This is a genomic window from Aeromonas sp. CD, from assembly GCF_033349375.1.
Classification (GTDB): Bacteria; Pseudomonadota; Gammaproteobacteria; order Enterobacterales; family Aeromonadaceae; genus Aeromonas; species Aeromonas hydrophila.
On record NZ_CP137631.1, the window covers coordinates 3,518,133 to 3,534,187 of the forward strand.

A 16,055-nucleotide genomic window follows, 5' to 3' on the forward strand; every position below is an offset into this window, starting at 1 on the left:
TCGCTCAGTGTCTCGATCAGACCAGCCAGAGGGCCAAACGCAAGCCATGAACGAGTTTATGAACGTGAAGCAGGTGGCGGAATACCTCGATCTCAACGAGAAGAAGGTCTACCAGCTCGCCAACGAGGCGCGTATCCCCGCCACCAAGGCGACCGGCAAGTGGCTGTTTCCGCGCTCCCTGCTCGATCGCTGGCTGCTCGGCAGCTGTCACGAGGGGGTGATGAACGACCGGCTGCTGCTGGCGGGCTCGGACGACGTGCTGCTCCACTACGCCAGCAGCCGGCTAGCCCAGCAGCTCGGCACCCAGGCACTGGTGGGCTATACCCCGTGCGGCACAAGGCAGGGGTTGGCGATGCTGGCGCGCGGCCACGTGGATCTGTGCGCCATCCACTGGGGTCAGGCCGAAGAGGCCCACCTGCGCCACCCGGCGCTAGTACAGCAGTATCAGGGCCACCGGCAATGGGTGATCGTTCATGGATTTCGGCGGGTGCAGGGGCTGGTGCTGCGCCGGGGCTTGCAACCGAAAGAGGCGAGACAGGCGCTCGACTGGCGCTGGGCCATGCGCCAGGAGGGGGCCGGCAGCCAGCGCGCCCTGCAGGAGTGGCTGCAAACGCAAGGGGAGTCGCTGACCCGGCTGGAGCGCACCCTCGAGGTCAACAGCGAGCGGGAGCTGGCCGCCGCCATCAGCCGCGGCGATGCCGACGTCGGACCCGGCGCCCAGAGCACCGCCACCGAGTTTGGCCTCGACTTCATGCTGCTCTCCCAGGAGTGCTTCGATCTGGTGATGCCACAGGGGGTCTTCTTTCGCACCCTGCTGCAGCAGCTGATCGGCTGGCTGCAATCCCCCGAGGGGCGCGAGCTGGCGGCCCGCCTCGGCGGCTATGACCTGACCCAGAGCGGCAAGCTGGTGTGGAGCCCGCAGTAAGTATCCCCTCACTCACCCGTAAAAAAGCCCGCCAAGACCAATATTGACGGGCTTTTTTGTGCCTCACTCTGAAGCTCGGCAGCCACCCCCTCCCCATTGAGGGCAATGCGCACCCTTCAAGTTCGGCGGGCTTTTTTGTGGCTGGCGTGGTTAAGACGGGTGGTCGCCACCGGCATCACGCCCCTCGGCATTGAGGGCGATACGCCACCCCTCCAGTCGGGCGCGCTCGCCGCCACTGGCCAGCCGGGCGTGGCTGCGCAGGCGGATGGTAAAGCAACTGCCCAGCCCCGGGGTGGAATCCACCAACAGCTCCCCGCCCCAGCGGCTGATGATGCGGTGGCTCAGGGCCAGCCCCAGCCCAGTGCCGGTGGCGCGGGTGGTGAAGAAGGGGTCGAAGATCTTGTCGATGATGGCCGCCTCGATGCCGCTGCCGTTGTCGATGACCCGCACCTCGGCCCCTTGCAACTGGCCGGCGTCATCCAGCCAGTCGCGGCTCTCGACCCGGATCTCCCCCTGCTCCCCCAGCGCATGGCTGGCGTTGACCAAAAGGTTTATCAGCACCTGCAGCAGCTGCTGGCGATCCGCCTCGATGGGCTGCTGGGCCCTGAGATCGGCCACCAGGTTCACCTGCTGCTGGCGCAGGGCGGAGCGCACCAGGGTCAGGCTCTCCTCGATGATGGGGGTGAGGTGCTGCCACACCGGCGCCGTCTCGTAGTCGCCGGGACGGGAATATTGCAGCAGGCTGCGGGTGATGGCGCGAATGCGCTCGATCTGGGCCAGCACCAGCGCCAGCTCCTCGCTCACCGGCGCGGCCGCCTCCCCCAGCTCCAGCTTCATCAGCTCCACGTTGCCGAGGATCACCGCCAGCGGGTTGTTGATCTCGTGGGCCACCCCGGCGCAGAGCTCGCCGAGGGCCGCCAGCTTCTCGCTGATCAGCAGCTGCTGGCGGGCCTGGGTCAGCATGTGGATGTGGTGCTCGAGCTCGGCGGTCTTCTGCTCAAGACTCTGGGTGCGCTCGGCCACCTTCTGCTCCAGCTCGTCGGCGCTGCGGGCCAGCTGCTGCTGGTGCGCCGCCTGCTGATCCAGCATGGCGTCGAACTGGCGACCGAGCTGGGCCAGCTCGTGAGCGGGGTCGAGGGCCAGCACGCCGATGCGGGCCGGCTGACCCGCCTGCACCTGGCGCACCACCTTGTGCATCCGCTCGATGGGGGTGAACAAGTCGCGCGCGCCGCGATAGACCAGCAGACCGGAGAGCAGCAGCAACACCACCACGCCGGAGCCCAGCTCCAGCAGGTTGGTGAGGTAAGTGCGGATGATGGGCCACTCGAGAAAACCGACGTAGAGCATGCCGATGCGCTCACCATTGGCCCCCAGCAGCGGCTCGTAACCCGACACATACCAGGCGTCGTGCACGAAGGCGCGATCAATCCAGGGCTCACCGCGTCCCAGCACCTGCTCGCGCACCGGCGCCGACACCCGGGTGCCCACCGCCCGCCCCAGCTGGCGACTGCTGCTGGCGGGCACGTTGGTGCTCACTCGCAGATCGCCGAGAAACAGGGTGACGGTGCCGATGCTGCCGGCCGGCAGGGTGTTCTTGGCGAACACCTGGCCCTTGAGCTCATCCACCAGCCGGGTGCTGCCGTTGATGAGCTCGCCCCCCTCCAGCACGCCCCAGAGGCTGCCGTCCCGCCCCATCACCGGGGTCAGCGAGAGGCTGACCAGGCCGCGGGTCTCCTGCCCGGCCACCGGATCATACTCCCGCTCCAGCACAGCGCGGCTGGCCAGTGCCGGCGAGAGCGCCAGCAGTTGCTCCCGCGACCAGACCACGAAGTGGCTGATGCTGCGCCCGGCGGCGAGGGCCGCGCGATCCTGCGCTGGCAGCAGATCCAGCTCGCTGCCGCTGCGCAGGCGCAAAAAATCGAGGCCGTAGTTGGCGGCCAGCGGCATCACCCATTGGCGCAAGCGAGCGGGGGATTCACGCAGCTGCAACTGGAAGGCCCAGGCATCGCGCAGGTGCTCGAGGTGTTCGGCCTGACGCTGCTGCTGCACGCTCACCGCGTGGTGGGCAACGCCAAGGTCGCTGCGCACCGTGGTGAGCAGGTTCTGCCAGCTGTAGGTGAGGGTCCAGTAGAGAGTGAGCCCGATCATGCCGGCCAAAGTCAGCATGATGGGCACCGAGGTGAGCAGCAGCAGACGCCAGCGCACCTTGGTTCTGAGCAACCCCGGGATCTGCGCCAGCCTCATGACTCACTCCGGCGGCAAGGGGCGAGCCGGCTCATTCGATGGCCCACTCCTTGAACTTGCGCTCCAGGGTCTTGCGCGCCACCCCGAGTACCCGGGAGGCAGCTGACTTGTTGCCATCATGGCTCGCCACCACCTGCAGGATGTGGGCCTTCTCCACCTCGGCCAGCGCCCACTCCAGCGGATAGCCCTCCTCGCTCCGCGCCGACTCGGCCGGCTTGGCGCTCTGCCAGTACTCGGCGGGCGGCTTGCCCAGCAGCAGGCAGCGCTCAATGAGGTTGCGCAGCTCGCGCACGTTGCCAGGCCAGGGGTAGGCCTGCATGGCCACCACGTCCTCGTGGGTCCAGTGCAGGGCCCCCATGCCCATCTCGGCGGTGAGCTGGCGGGTGAAGTGGTGCACCAGGGCGGGGATGTCGTCGATGCGCTCGCGCAGGGGCGCCACCGGCAGCGCCACCACGTTGAGGCGGTAGAAGAGGTCTTCACGAAACCGGCCCGCCTCCACCTCCGCCTTCAGGTTGCGGTTGGTGGCGGCGACGATGCGCACGTCCACCGAAAGCTCCCGCTCGGCCCCCACTGGGCGGATGGCCTTCTGCTCCAGCGCCCGCAGCAGGGAAGCCTGCATGGCGAGCGGCATCTCGCCGATCTCGTCCAGAAACAGCGTGCCCTGGTGGGCGACCCGGAACAGGCCGTCGCGCCCCTTGCGGGCGCCGGTAAAGGCCCCCTGCACGTGGCCGAACAGCTCGCTCTCCAAAAGCTCGGGGGCGATGGAGGCGCAGTTGAGCGGCACGAAGGCTCCCATCCGGCCGGAGAGCTGGTGCAGGGCGCGGGCCACCAGCTCCTTGCCGGTACCGGACTCCCCCTCCACCAGCACGGCGGCGTTGGAGGGGGCGACCCGGGCGATCAACGTCTTGAGCTCGCGGGTCTTGGCGCTGTCGCCGATCAGGGTGGGCGGGAACAGCTTGCTCACCTCCCGGCGCAGCAGCAGGTTCTCCCGCTCCATCTGGCGGCGCTCGATAACCCGGTCCACCGCCTGCACCATCTGATCCAGGTTGAAGGGTTTGAGAATGAAGTCGCTGGCGCCGAGCCGCAGCGCCTTGAGGGCGGTCTCCATGTCGCCGAAACCGGTCATGAAGATGATGTCGCTGCGCCGGGTGGCGGGATCGATGGCCTCGTGCCACTCGATGCCGGAGCGTCCCGGCAGGCGGATGTCGGCGATAATGAGATCAAAATGCAGGCGGCAGCGCAGGGCTTCGGCCTCCTCCACGCTGGCGGCCGTCTCTATCTGGGCGAAGCGGCGGGCCAGCGCCTTGGCGAGGAAGCTGCGCATGCCGGGTTCGTCGTCGACGATGAGCAAGGAGAGGGCGGACCAGCGGCTGGCGGGTGCAGTCATCAAAAAAGTACCTCAGATTCGACAAGGTTCCGGGATTGTCCCACCGACCTTATAAACTGTGGGACATTTTGTCGCTAACCGGCCTCAAGTGCCAACTCCGTTTATTAAAAGCGACGGTGCCATCACGCAATTAGTGCGCTTAACCGACTGTTTTCACATTAAAAACCGGGCCAAACAAGGCACGCGGTCAGCTTGGCACCCTGCTTGCTTAGTCCTGCCCTCTCTCCATCACCGGGTACCCTGACATCATGATCACAGCCACAGTGCGCAAACGCCTCGCCCTTGCCCTCTCCTCCGCCCTGCTGCTCAGCCTGCCGCTCTGGAGCGCTGCCAGCCATGCCGAGACCAAGGCGCCCATCCGCCTCGCCACCACCACCAGCACCGAACAGTCCGGCCTGCTGGGCTGGCTGCTGCCCCAGTTCACCAAGGAGACCGGCTACCCTGTGCAGGTGATGGCGGCCGGTACCGGCCAGAGCCTGAAGATGGGCGAGAACGGCGACGCGGATCTGGTGATGACCCACGCCCCCTCTGCCGAGAAGGCCTTCGTCGAAGCGGGCTTTGGCATCGAGCCGGAGCATCTGATGTACAACGACTTCGTCATCGTCGGCCCGGCGAAAGATCCGGCCGGTCTTGGCAAGCTGCACGACGCCGCCAAGGCGCTGGAGGCCATCAAAGACAAGGGGCAGACCTTTATCTCCCGCGGGGACGAGTCCGGCACCCACATCAAGGAGAAGACCCTGTGGCAGGCGGCCGACGTCAAGCCTGAGTTCGCCGGCTACAAGTCCATCGGCCAGGGTATGGGGCCGACCCTGACCATGGCTTCGGAGCTCGGTGCCTACACCCTGACCGACCGCGGCACCTGGCTCGCCTACCAGAGCAAGCTGGATCTCGCCGTGCTGCTGGAGGGGGACAAGCGGTTGTTCAACCCCTATCAGGTGATCCTGGTCAACCCCAAGCGCTACCCGGATCTCAACACCGAAGGGGCCCGCACCCTGAAGAACTGGCTGGTCTCCCAGCATGGCCAGCAGCTTATCGGTGACTTCAAGGTGGCCGGCCAGCCGCTGTTCGTGGCCGACGCCAAGCCACAGTGATGCCAAGGCCGACCCTGCTCGACCTGCCCCTGGTGCCCCTCGCCACCTTGAGTGACGGAGGCGCCCGGTGCCGACCCTGATCGAGACCACACTGGCGGCGCTGGCGCTGCTGTTCAGTGGTGACGCCGAACTGTGGCAGGTGGTGGGGGTTTCCTTCTCGGTGTCGGGCCTCGCGCTCGGGCTGGTGCTGCTGCCGGCCCTGCTGCTCGGCTTCGCGCTGGCCTACCTGCCGATCCCGGCCCGCTGGCTCTGGCTCTCCTGCATCAATACCCTGCAGTCGGTGCCGACCGTGGTGATTGGCCTCTTGCTCTACATGCTGCTGTCGCGAGCCGGCCCCTTCGGCGACTGGAAGATGCTGTTCACCCAGCAGGCCATGGTGGTGGGGCAGATGCTGATCGCCTTTCCGGTGATCGCCACCATGGCCCACGCCGCGTTCGTGCAAAGCGATCGGCGCGCCTGGGAGACCGCCCGCACCCTGGGGCTCTCCTGGCCCAGGGCGCTGCTCGGGCTGATGCGCGAGTGCCGTTTCGGCCTGCTGGCGGCGGTGATCGGCGCCTTCAGCCGCATCGTCACCGAGGTGGGCTGCTCCATGATGGTGGGGGGCAACATTTTGCACTTCACCCGCAACATCCCCACCGCCATCGCGCTGGAGACCCAGAAAGGGGCCTTCACCCAGGGGGTGGCACTCGGCATAGTGCTGCTGGCCCTGGCCCTGCTGCTCAACCTGTTGCTGACCGCGTGCCGTGGTCACAGCTATCTGAAGAACTGACCATGGCGCAGCGCACTATTATCCATAACCAAATGCTGCTGACCCCCTCTCTGTCACGGTTATGTGAAGAACCGACCATGCCCCCACCGTCCATCCACCGGAGTACGCCATGGCCCTGACCGCCCACCAGCTGATGATGCGCTTTGGCGAGCGCGACCTGTTCCAGATTGAGCAGCTCTCCATCGCGGCCGGCGACGCCATCTGGCTGCGCGGCGCGAACGGGGTGGGCAAGACCACCCTGCTCAAGATCCTGGCCGGCCTGCTCACCCCGACCCGGGGCCACACCAACCTCCCCTCTGGCTGGCACGGCAAGCTTGGTCAGTGGCTCAAGCGCGATCCGGGGCCTGGCCGGGTCACCTACCTGCATCAGACCCCCTACCTGTTTGATCGCAGCGTGCACGACAACGTGGCCTGGGCCCTCGGCCATCGCGCCGCCGACGAGGTGCGGGTGTTCGAGGCGCTGCGCCGGGTCGAACTGGAGAGCCTGGCGCGCGAGCACATCAGCATTTTGTCTGGCGGCGAGCGCCAGCGGCTGGCCATGGCCCGCGCCTGGGCGCTGCAGCCCGCCTTTTTGCTGATGGACGAGCCCACCGCCAATCTGGATGCACATTCGGTTGCCCTGATGGCCGCCATGGCGCAAGATCTGCGGGAACAGGGCAGCGGCCTGGTCATCATCAGCCACCAGAGCAACGATCTGACCGACCTGTGCGAGCGGCAATGGACCCTCGCCCGGGGCCGGCTGCACGAACCCACTCCTTTGAAAATCATCGAGCGACATGACTTCAAACAGCGAACCTCGTACTGACCGCTTTCCCGTCTCCGCCGTGGTGCTGGCCGGCGGCCGTGCCACCCGCATGGGGGGCGCCGACAAGGGCTGGGTCGAGTTGGCGGGCCGCCCGCTCATCGACCACGTGCTTGACCGACTGAGGCCCCAGGTGGACGAGATCCTGATCAACGCCAACCGCAGCCAGGCCCGCTACCAGGCGCTGGCCCCGGTCATCGGCGACGACAACCCCGACTATCTCGGCCCACTGGCCGGCATGCAGGCAGGCCTTGCCGCCGCCCGCCACGACTGGGTGCTGTTCGTGCCCTGCGACGGCCCCGCCCTGCCCCGCGATCTGATGGCGCGCTTTCGCGCCGCCCTGACCCCGGCGACCGAGCTGGTGGTGGCCCATGACGGTGACTGGCTGCAACCCGTGGTGGCCCTGCTGCACAAATCCCTGCTCCCCTCCCTATCCGCCGCGCTGGCCGAGGGAGAGCGCAAAATCGATATCTGGTTTGCCCGCCACCAGATGGCGGTGGTGAGCTTTGCCGACCAGCCGGATGCCTTCATCAATCTCAACAGCCCGGACGAGCTGGCCGCCTACGAGGCGCGCCTGCCAGACGCCACGACCGGACAAGGAGCCACTTCATGACCCCGGCCCCCACCCTGCCCCTGCTCGGCTTTGCCGCCTGGAGCGGCACCGGCAAGACCACCTTGCTCGAGCAGCTCATCCCCCTGCTGGTGAGCCGCGGCCTGCGCCTCGGGGTGCTCAAGCACGCCCACCACGACTTTGATATCGACCAGCCGGGCAAAGACAGCCACCGCCTGCGCCAGGCCGGCGCCAGCCAGATGATGGTGGCCTCCCGCCGCCGTCACGCCCGCATCGTTGAGACCGATCTGGGTGAGGCCGATTTTCGCGAGCTGCTGGCCAGCTTCGATCAGCGCAGCCTCGACCTGCTGCTGGTGGAAGGGTTCAAGCACGAGCACTTCCCGAAAATCGAGCTGCACCGCGCCGCTATCGGCAAGCCGCTGCTGTTCCCAGACGATCGCGACATCATCGCCGTGGCCAGCGACCAGCCCGCAGAGACCGCCCTGCCCCGGCTCGACATCAATGATCTGGAGGCCATCGCCGACTTCGTCTGCCACTGGCTCAAAGAGAGTCAGACGCGGGAGCAGGAGGCTGGCAACGGCTTTCTGTCGGTCGAGGGGGCGCGCCAGGCCATTCTTGACGCACTCGAGCCTGCCACCCGCAGCATCGACCTGCCGCTCGCCCGCTGCCACGGCGCCGTGCTGGCGGAGGATCTCGTCAGCCCCATCAATGTGCCGCCCCACGCCAACTCGGCGATGGACGGCATTGGCCTGCGCAGCGACGATCTCGCCGCCGGCCGCTGGCAACTGGTGGGAGAAGTGCTGGCGGGCCAGCCGCGCAGCGAGCCGGTACTGGCGGGCGAGGCGGTGCAGATCATGACCGGCGCCCCGCTCCCCCCCGGCGTCGACACCGTGGTGATGCGCGAAGAGACCCAGCTTGAGGGTGAGTGGGTCAGCGTCAGCGCCCCCGTCAAGGCGGGGCAGAACGTGCGCCAGGCAGGCGAAGATCTGGCGCTGGGCGCGGTCGCCATCCCAGCCGGCACCCGCCTCGGCGCCCCTCAGCTCGGGCTGGCGGCTTCTCTGGGGCAGGCAACTCTGACGGTGCGCGCACCGCTCAAGGTGGCGCTGTTCAGTACCGGCGACGAGGTGCAGGCACCGGGCGAGACGCTCGCTCCGGGCCATATCTTCGACAGCAACCGCTTCACCCTGATGGCGCTCATCGCCGGGGCTGGCTGCGAGGTGATGGACCTTGGCATCATCCCCGATGACCCAGCCATCCTGCGCCAGCAGTTGGCACAGGCCGCGGCCGATGCCGACCTGGTGCTGAGCTCGGGCGGGGTGTCGGTGGGCAATGCCGACTTCATCAAGCAGGTGCTGGCCGAGCTTGGCCAGATCGCCTTCTGGCGCATCCAGATGCGGCCGGGCCGTCCGCTCGCCTTCGGCAAGCTGGGGCAGACCCCCTTCTTCGGCCTGCCCGGCAACCCGGTGGCCGCCATGATCTGCTTCCTGCAATTCGTCGAACCCGCCATCGCCCGCCTGCAGGGCCGGGTCTGGCAGCCGCTGCGCCTGTCGGCGCTGGCCGAGCAGCAGATGCAGAGCCGCCCTGGCCGCACCGAGTTTCTGCGCGGCATCTTCCATCAGGACGCCAGCGGCGTGCTGCGGGTGCGCACTACAGGGCCGCAGGGCTCCGGCATTCTCAGCTCCATGAGCGATGCCAACTGCCTGATTGAAATCGTCCCCGCCCAGCCCGCCATCGCGGTCGGCGAGCGGGTCTGGATCCACCCACTCCAGGGACGAGTGGCCTGATACCGGTCTCCACCCCGCCGGGCGTGGCGGGGTGGCTGCCCCCATGAATCCGAGGCTTGTCCCTTGCGCCTGAATGCCCCCCTCTCCCGGCTCGATCTGCTGATCTACGGCCACTACCGCATCGTCCACGGCCTGCGCATCGCGCTCGCCTTCATGCTCACCTTTCTGCTGACCCGCGAGCTCAAGCTGCCGGAAAGCACCTGGCCCCTCATCACCCTGGTGGTGGTGATGGGCCCCATCTCGTTCTGGGGCAATGTGCTGTCGCGCGCCCTGCAGCGGGTGGTCGGCACCATCTTCGGCGCCAGCTGCGGGGTGGTGGCGCTCTATCTGGAGCTCTACTCCCTGCCGCTGATGCTGCTGTGGTGCGGCTGCATCATGTTTTTGTGCGGCTATCTGGCGCTCGGCAAACGCCCCTACGTGGGGCTGCTCATCGGCATCACCCTCGGCGTCACCATGGGGGCCATGCCCGGCGACATCGAGACCGCCCTGTGGCGCAGTGCCGACGTGATCCTGGGCTCATTGCTGGCGCTGCTGTTTTGCAGCATCTATCCCCAGCGCGCCTACAGCCACTGGCGGCTGCAGATGCACGACACCCTGCAGCAGGCCCAGCGGCTCTATCACACCCACCTCTCCCCCAACGTGCTGGAGCGGCCACGGCTCGCCCACAGCCACGCCAGACTGCTCTCCAAGATGGTGAGTCTGCGTCCCCTGCTGACCCCGGCCGTCAAGGAGACCCGCCTTGGCAGCGCCCTGTTCGAAGCGATCCAGACCACCATGCGCAACACCCTCTGCACCCTGGAGATGTTGGCCAACACCTACTGGCGCGATCGCCAGAGCCACTTTCTGATGCAGAGCACCCCGGAGCTGCGCGCCTGCCAACAGGCGACCGAGGCGCTGATGAGCGAGCTGGCGCTGATGCTCAAGAGCGGCAAGCTACAGGGCTCGGAACTGGCCATCAGCCGTCTGCAGGAGGCGGCCGGTAGAGTGCGGATCGATGCCGGTGGCGAGGCCGCCATCAGCGGCTATCTGTGGCTCAATCTGCAACTCACCGAACAGCTCACCCACCTGCGCCGGCTGCTGGGCCTGGTGATGCACCCGCCCCGCAGCCAGAGCCACCCATAGCAAAACGCCCCGCAAAGCGGGGCGTTGTCGTTGCAGGCCGGTGACGTCAGGCCATCGCGGGGTGGCGGCTGGCCAGCTCGTCCAGCTGGGCCGGCGTCAGGGTCGACACCAGCCGGCCGTCGAAGTAGATGTCCAGCAGCTCGCCGCGCTTCTCACCACGCATCAGGCTGCTGCGTCCGTCCAGGTAGTGCACCTCCATCTGGGCGGTGCGCTCGTCCGGGTAGCTTACCTCCACCTCGCGCACCCCTTGCGGCAGCATGGCCAGCGGCACCTTGTTGAGAGACGGATCCAGGTGCTGATTGACCTTGATCAGGGCGTCCAGCTTCTGATCCACCAGCGCCGGCGACTTGCCGGTGATGGGGTTCTTGCCAGACCAGAATTCGATGGTGTTGAACACGAACAGATCGGCGGTGGCCGCCAGACCGTAGACCGGCGAGAGCAGGACGAAGACCCCGGCCCGGCCGTAACGGTTGTCCACCACACTGAGGTTGCCCTTGGTCACCATGGAGGAGAGCCCCATCTGCCCCATGCAGCCGCTCAACCCCACGCTTGCCACCATGCCCGCCAGCAGCGCCAGTGCCCTGCCATGTCTTCTCGTTGCCATCGTCTTCGCTTGCTCCAGAAATAATGAGGCGGCAAGCCTAAACAGGCCGCTGCCGGCGGGCAATTCACAAGCAGGGAGCGATACAGCGGGGGTTCAGATTGACGAGTCGTTCGCACAAATATCAGGCAGCCACCCACGGGCGGCTGCCTGGAACAGACTCAGGCACCGATGGCCAGACCGGAGACGGTTTCAGTCACGTTGCTCGCCCCCTGTTCGATCTGGGTCATCACGCTGCTCGCCTCGACAATCTGTTCCTTGCCGCGCTGAGCACTCAGGGCAACCTCATTGATGTTGTTGGTGATCTGCGCCGTCAGTTCGCGGTTTTTCTGCACCACGCCGTCAATCTCGCTGGTAGAGAGGGTGGTGCGTGCCGCCAGCTGGCGCACCTCGTCGGCCACCACTGCGAAACCGCGTCCCTGATCCCCGGCCCGAGCAGCCTCGATGGCGGCATTGAGGGCCAGCAGATTGGTCTGCTCGGCAATGCTGCTGATGGTGGAAACGATGGACTGGATGCTCTTTGACTGCTCGTTGAGCAGCCCGATGAGCTCTGCCATCCTGCCCACCTGCTCCGAAATGGCGGTGGAGAGCGTCACCGATGAGTTGAGCAAGGCGGTACCGGTTGCCGCCGCCCGAGTCGTATCCTGCGAGATGGAGTGCGCCACCCGGGCGGCATCGCTCACCGCTTGTGCCCGCAGGATCCGCTCGGTCACATCGCTGGCAAACTTGATCACCTTGATGACCTTGCCCTCTTCATCCTTGATGGGGTTGTAGCTCGCCTCCAGCCAGATGTCGTTGCCATGGCTGGTGCGGCGCAGGAACAGTCCGGACTTTACCTGGCCCCTGGCCAGATCCTCCCAGAAGTGCGGCTGCTCCCGATAGAAGCTCTCATCGCAGAAGATCTTGTGATGCTGGCCTTTTATCTGCGACAGCGAATAGCCCATGCAGGAGAGAAAATTCTGGTTGGCACCGACAATCTCCCCTCTGGGGGTGAACTCTATGATGGCTTGAGAACGATCGAGGGCGCTTGAGGTCGCTTCCTGGCTCAGCAGTTGCTCATGGCTGTGGGTGATGTCGGAAGCGACCTTGATCACCCGTACCACCCGCCCCTCTTGTCTGACCGGAAAGTAGGTCGCATCCAGCCACAGCGTATGACCCTGCTTGTTCAGCCGCCGAAAGACACCACTGTGGCTGCGCCCTTGCCGCAGCTGTTCCCAGAATTGCTGATAGGCATTTGACTGGGCATACAGACCGTCACAGAAGATCCGGTGTGGCTGACCCACGACCTCAGACTCACTGTAACCAACCACCCCGAGAAACAGGGGATTGGCCTCCAGGATCTGCCCCTCAGGCGTGAAGGTAATCACCGCCACCCCGCCCTTGACCGCATCAATGAAGGTCTGTGCCTGCGCCAACTGCTCCTGACAAGCCTGAAGTTCGGCTTTGAGTTTAAGATTGAACATCTTGTCTTTACCTCGTCATCAGGGTACGCGCCCCGCCTGAATTGATCTTAGTCAAGGTTTCTAGCGTTTCAGCGTCTGAATCGCAATGGGCTTAGCCGGTAACGGGCCACTCCAGATAGGCGGGATTGGCCACAAAACCGATCCGCTCATAGAGCGGGCGTCCCTCGTCGCTGGCGTGCAGCCAGACCCGGCCCAGTTGCTGCGCCCTGGCATAGTCCGCCATCTGATCCAGCAGGGCGCCGGCCAGCCCCTGCCGGCGGTAGGGCGGCAGGGTATACATGTTGAGCAGATAGCCCTCCCTTCCCGCCAGGTTGCCGGGATAGGGCGGGCGCACGAAGAGGGCCAGGGTCGCACTCGCCACCACCTCGCCATCCACTTCCGCCACCCAGGAGCGAGCGCTCTCCTCGGCCTGCGCCGTGCTGAAGTAGCGGCTGGTCGCCTGCCAGAGATCGAGGTCGGCCAGCGGTTCGCTCAGCTCCCCCACCTCGCAAAACAGTGCCATGCGCAGGGTCACCAGCGCGGGAATGTCTGCCTGCGTTGCCTGACGGATGATCATCGGCGCTTCTCCTTGTGACGCTCGTTGAGGTGAACAGGCCCCCTGTGGGTGCCTGAACAAAGCGCCAGTGTGGAGACTTCACGCCCGCCTGGCAAGGCGCCACTGGTCCCAGGCCAGCGGCCCCGCGCCCCAGACGACCAGGGTCAGCAGCATCCAGCCCCACAGCTGGTGATCGTAAAAGCCGCCGGCCCAGAGGGTGGGATAGGAGATCACCGCCACCATGTTGAAGGCAAACAACAGGGCGGCGACCGGCCGGGTAAAGAGCCCGACCAGCAGCAGCACCGGCAGCAGCAGTTCGGTGGCCGTGCCAAGCCAGGCCGCCCACTGCCAGGGCAGCAGGGGCACCTGATACTCGAATTCGAACAGATAGAGGGTGCTGTCCCAGGCGCTCAGCTTGAGCCAGCCGGAACGAAAGAAGGCCGCCGCCACCCAGCATCTGGCCAGCAGCAACAGGGCGCCGCTCAGCCACCAGGGAACGGCGGGGCCCACCGGTTGCATCAGTGTCCACTTGTGATTTGTCATCGAATTTACTCCAGCGTTGAGGTCACATCGACCAGCAGGCCCAGGGTGACGAGGCGGGTCAGAAACTCTGCAGCCTGCGAGTCCCGTGCCAGCAGGGCCGACAGGGCAATGCCCCGGCGGCAGCCATCCAGCAGGCGCCACTCTCCTTCGCTCAGGCTCAGTGGCAATACCCGGCAATCGGGCTGTTTCTTGAGGGCAAGCCAGGCGGGAGCCGCCAGATCCTGCACTGTCTCGCCTTCGTGCAGGGCCATCAGCCAGAGGGCATCAACCGGGCGCGGACTGTCGAACAGGCACAGATCGCAGGCCGGGAGCAGCACCAGCGTCTGCCAGGCCGCTGGTGACAAGCCGGCCACCCGCTCGGCCGGCCAGTGGCGCCCCTCGGAGGCCAGCAAACTGGTGCGCTCCAGAGCCCACTCGAAGCGGGCCAGCTCCCCCAGCCAGGGCAGTTCGGCAGTGGTCGGCAGCCGGGCAAGCCAGTCGCCAAAGCCGGCGCCGTAGTGCATCACGCTCCCTTCGCAGAGCGGCTCTGCCAGCACGAAGCCGCGCGCCGCAGCGTCGAAAAACGCCTCCCCCACCATGGCTTTGACGGCCGGGTAGCTGCCCGCCAGCACCTCGCCAAGGCTCAGGATGAAGTGGTTGCGATAGACCTGCAGCACGGCATCCGCCGTAAAGAGACGGGAGTGGATGTGGGGCAGGATGGCCTCGCTCTGGCCAAGCAGCCCCTCGGCAAACTGCTGCTGCCGACGAGCCAGTTCAGACATGGGCGGCCTCCGGCACAAGATCGGTGGCCATGGCGGCGTCCAGCATGGCGCTCGCGCGCTCGGCCTCTGCCAACAGCACGGGAAGCGGCGGTATCTCCAGGTCCCACTCGATCAGGGTGGGGATGGCGCGCTGGCGGCAGATCTCCTCATAGAGGGCCCAGACCGGTTCGCTCACCGGCGCGCTGTGGGTATCGATGTAAAGATGCCCCTGTGGCAGAGACTGATCGGTAAAACCGGCCAGGTGAATTTCGCCCACAGTAGCGATGTCGATGGCAGCCAGATAGTCGCTGCATGCAAAGCCGTGGTTGAAGGCACTGACGTAGAGGTTGTTGAGATCGAGCAGGATGGCGCAGTCGCTGCGTCGCTGCAGCTCCGCCAGAAACTCCCACTCCGGCATCTCCCCCGCCAGTTGCAGGTATGAAGAGGGGTTCTCGATCAGCAGCCGGCAGCCGAGTGCATCCTGCACCTGCATGATCTTGTCGCTCATGTTGAGCAGGCTCTTCCGGGTATAGGGGACCGGCAGCAGATCGTTGAAGTGGCGCCCCCCAATGCTGCCCCAGCTAAGGTGTTCCGAGATGCGCACCGGTTTGATGGCGCGGGCCAGCGCCGAGAGGCTGGCCAGATGTTCAAGATCGAGCCCATCGGCCGAGCCCAAGGACATGCCGACACCGTGCAGGCTGACGGGATAGTGCCGGGCCAGCTCGCTCAGCACCTGAAAACCCCGGCTGTGACGCTCAAAGTAATTTTCGCTGTGCACCTCCAGCCAGCCAACCGCCGGCAGGGTGCGCAATATCTCGTCGTAATGGGGCGTGCGCAATCCAATACCAATCAAGGGGTTCATCGCAAAGCCTCGCTGCAAACCAGCCAAAAGAAGGCCACGGTGCCCCTGAGGCAACACCGTGGCACCCAGCCTTACTTGGGTTGCAGCGAGCCGCCTGCTAGCTTCTCGCACAGCCCCTTGGGCACCACCACGAAGGCGTCACCCTGGGCATCCATCTTGGCGGTACCGGCGCAGGAGCTGGTCTTGGTCGCGCAGTCGTTCTTGCTCGCCTTCACCACCCCGTAGCACTTCTCCTTCTCATCGGCCGCCATGGCAGGGGCGGCGACAAACTGGGCACCGAGGGCCAGCAGACCGGTCATGGCGGAGGCGATGGCAGTGCTCTTTTTAACGTTCATTCTCTGTTCCTTCTGATTGTGTGTGGTGTGCCCGATCGGTCACGACCGGATGCCCTCCATAGAACCGGAGCGCCGGCGAATTGATTTCAAAAAAATGCAAAATCGACACATCTATAAAAAACACAATTGGCAATATATTGTTTTTAAAGGGTTATTCCATTCCACTTTCAAATGAACTTTCGCCATGAAAATGTGCACTGCGCCACCCTGCCGCCGCCAATGCCCGGGATGTAGGCAATAAAAAACCCCGCCAGAGGGCGGGGTTTGCTTGGCACGATACC

At 65.7% G+C, this 16,055-nt stretch carries 16 protein-coding genes; 7 read left to right on the top strand and 9 right to left on the bottom strand.

Annotation, left to right across the window (positions count from 1 at the left end):
• The first annotated feature begins 58 nt into the window (after positions 1–58).
• Positions 59–925, top strand: a complete 867-nt coding sequence (locus R2E40_RS16225; protein WP_318163905.1) for a helix-turn-helix transcriptional regulator — start codon at positions 59–61, stop codon at positions 923–925.
• A 150-nt stretch (positions 926–1,075) separates the two neighbouring features.
• On the opposite strand, the gene R2E40_RS16230 is transcribed toward R2E40_RS16225, so the two are convergent.
• Complete coding sequence (locus tag R2E40_RS16230) at positions 1,076–3,169, bottom strand: cache domain-containing protein (protein ID WP_318163906.1); 2,094 nt, start codon at positions 3,167–3,169, stop codon at positions 1,076–1,078.
• A gap of 31 nt (positions 3,170–3,200) precedes the next feature.
• Positions 3,201–4,556 (bottom strand): sigma-54-dependent transcriptional regulator, encoded by a 1,356-nt coding sequence (locus tag R2E40_RS16235; protein ID WP_017409121.1) that lies wholly within the window; start codon positions 4,554–4,556, stop codon positions 3,201–3,203.
• 248 nt (positions 4,557–4,804) lie between these two features.
• Between R2E40_RS16235 and R2E40_RS16240 the strand changes: the two genes are divergently transcribed.
• The 6 genes from R2E40_RS16240 to R2E40_RS16265 all read left to right on the top strand — a co-directional run bounded on the left by R2E40_RS16240 (position 4,805) and on the right by R2E40_RS16265 (position 10,695).
• On the top strand, positions 4,805–5,647 hold the full coding sequence (locus R2E40_RS16240; RefSeq protein ID WP_171281360.1) for a substrate-binding domain-containing protein: 843 nt from the start codon (positions 4,805–4,807) through the stop codon (positions 5,645–5,647).
• 67 nt (positions 5,648–5,714) lie between these two features.
• Positions 5,715–6,416: an ABC transporter permease gene (locus tag R2E40_RS16245; RefSeq protein ID WP_016351543.1), complete on the top strand. Its 702-nt coding sequence runs from the start codon at positions 5,715–5,717 to the stop codon at positions 6,414–6,416.
• A 109-nt stretch (positions 6,417–6,525) separates the two neighbouring features.
• Entirely contained in the window at positions 6,526–7,221 is a 696-nt protein-coding gene (locus tag R2E40_RS16250) for an energy-coupling factor ABC transporter ATP-binding protein (RefSeq protein WP_318163907.1), read from the top strand.
• Positions 7,193–7,831: a molybdenum cofactor guanylyltransferase MobA gene (mobA, locus tag R2E40_RS16255; RefSeq protein WP_118880736.1), complete on the top strand. Its 639-nt coding sequence runs from the start codon at positions 7,193–7,195 to the stop codon at positions 7,829–7,831. Before R2E40_RS16250 ends, mobA begins: the two co-directional genes overlap by 29 nt.
• On the top strand, positions 7,828–9,573 hold the full coding sequence (locus tag R2E40_RS16260; RefSeq protein WP_318163908.1) for a bifunctional molybdopterin-guanine dinucleotide biosynthesis adaptor protein MobB/molybdopterin molybdotransferase MoeA: 1,746 nt from the start codon (positions 7,828–7,830) through the stop codon (positions 9,571–9,573). The genes mobA and R2E40_RS16260 overlap by 4 nt, the downstream gene beginning before the upstream one ends.
• Before the next feature lie 63 nt (positions 9,574–9,636).
• Complete coding sequence (locus tag R2E40_RS16265; protein ID WP_318163909.1) at positions 9,637–10,695, top strand: FUSC family protein; 1,059 nt, start codon at positions 9,637–9,639, stop codon at positions 10,693–10,695.
• Positions 10,696–10,741: 46 nt separating this feature from the next.
• Here R2E40_RS16265 and R2E40_RS16270 read toward each other — a convergent pair whose 3' ends face one another.
• From R2E40_RS16270 to R2E40_RS16300, 7 genes are all read right to left on the bottom strand, one after another.
• Positions 10,742–11,362, bottom strand: coding sequence for a DUF3332 domain-containing protein (locus R2E40_RS16270; RefSeq protein ID WP_259230441.1), 621 nt, complete (start codon positions 11,360–11,362; stop codon positions 10,742–10,744).
• A gap of 95 nt (positions 11,363–11,457) precedes the next feature.
• Positions 11,458–12,759 carry a PAS domain-containing methyl-accepting chemotaxis protein gene (locus tag R2E40_RS16275; protein ID WP_318163910.1) on the bottom strand — a complete coding sequence of 434 codons (1,302 nt, stop codon included), beginning with the start codon at positions 12,757–12,759 and terminating at the stop codon, positions 11,458–11,460.
• A gap of 91 nt (positions 12,760–12,850) precedes the next feature.
• A complete protein-coding gene (locus R2E40_RS16280; RefSeq protein ID WP_253626358.1) occupies positions 12,851–13,315 on the bottom strand; it encodes a GNAT family N-acetyltransferase in 465 nt (154 codons plus the stop codon).
• Positions 13,316–13,393: 78 nt separating this feature from the next.
• Positions 13,394–13,837: a DoxX family protein gene (locus tag R2E40_RS16285; RefSeq protein ID WP_042065681.1), complete on the bottom strand. Its 444-nt coding sequence runs from the start codon at positions 13,835–13,837 to the stop codon at positions 13,394–13,396.
• Between the two features lie 5 nt (positions 13,838–13,842).
• Positions 13,843–14,598 carry a DNA-binding domain-containing protein gene (locus R2E40_RS16290; RefSeq protein ID WP_318163911.1) on the bottom strand — a complete coding sequence of 252 codons (756 nt, stop codon included), beginning with the start codon at positions 14,596–14,598 and terminating at the stop codon, positions 13,843–13,845.
• Entirely contained in the window at positions 14,591–15,439 is an 849-nt protein-coding gene (locus R2E40_RS16295) for a DUF692 domain-containing protein (RefSeq protein ID WP_318163912.1), read from the bottom strand. The genes R2E40_RS16290 and R2E40_RS16295 overlap by 8 nt, the downstream gene beginning before the upstream one ends.
• Positions 15,440–15,510: 71 nt before the next feature.
• Positions 15,511–15,774 carry a DUF2282 domain-containing protein gene (locus R2E40_RS16300; protein WP_016351554.1) on the bottom strand — a complete coding sequence of 88 codons (264 nt, stop codon included), beginning with the start codon at positions 15,772–15,774 and terminating at the stop codon, positions 15,511–15,513.
• Positions 15,775–16,055 lie beyond the last annotated feature (281 nt).

Excerpts from the sequence above, each read along its gene's own strand:
- R2E40_RS16235 (WP_017409121.1), bottom strand. The coding sequence starts at position 4,556 with ATGACTGCACCCGCCAGCCGCTGGTCCGCCCTCTCCTTGCTCATCGTC.
- mobA (WP_118880736.1), top strand. The coding sequence starts at position 7,193 with ATGACTTCAAACAGCGAACCTCGTACTGACCGCTTTCCCGTCTCCGCC.
- R2E40_RS16295 (WP_318163912.1), bottom strand. The coding sequence starts at position 15,439 with ATGAACCCCTTGATTGGTATTGGATTGCGCACGCCCCATTACGACGAG.
- R2E40_RS16260 (WP_318163908.1), top strand. The coding sequence starts at position 7,828 with ATGACCCCGGCCCCCACCCTGCCCCTGCTCGGCTTTGCCGCCTGGAGC.
- R2E40_RS16230 (WP_318163906.1), bottom strand. The coding sequence starts at position 3,169 with ATGAGGCTGGCGCAGATCCCGGGGTTGCTCAGAACCAAGGTGCGCTGG.
- R2E40_RS16285 (WP_042065681.1), bottom strand. The coding sequence starts at position 13,837 with ATGACAAATCACAAGTGGACACTGATGCAACCGGTGGGCCCCGCCGTT.
- R2E40_RS16280 (WP_253626358.1), bottom strand. The coding sequence starts at position 13,315 with ATGATCATCCGTCAGGCAACGCAGGCAGACATTCCCGCGCTGGTGACC.
- R2E40_RS16300 (WP_016351554.1), bottom strand. The coding sequence starts at position 15,774 with ATGAACGTTAAAAAGAGCACTGCCATCGCCTCCGCCATGACCGGTCTG.
- R2E40_RS16225 (WP_318163905.1), top strand. The coding sequence starts at position 59 with ATGAACGTGAAGCAGGTGGCGGAATACCTCGATCTCAACGAGAAGAAG.
- R2E40_RS16240 (WP_171281360.1), top strand. The coding sequence starts at position 4,805 with ATGATCACAGCCACAGTGCGCAAACGCCTCGCCCTTGCCCTCTCCTCC.
- R2E40_RS16275 (WP_318163910.1), bottom strand. The coding sequence starts at position 12,759 with ATGTTCAATCTTAAACTCAAAGCCGAACTTCAGGCTTGTCAGGAGCAG.
- R2E40_RS16250 (WP_318163907.1), top strand. The coding sequence starts at position 6,526 with ATGGCCCTGACCGCCCACCAGCTGATGATGCGCTTTGGCGAGCGCGAC.
- R2E40_RS16290 (WP_318163911.1), bottom strand. The coding sequence starts at position 14,598 with ATGTCTGAACTGGCTCGTCGGCAGCAGCAGTTTGCCGAGGGGCTGCTT.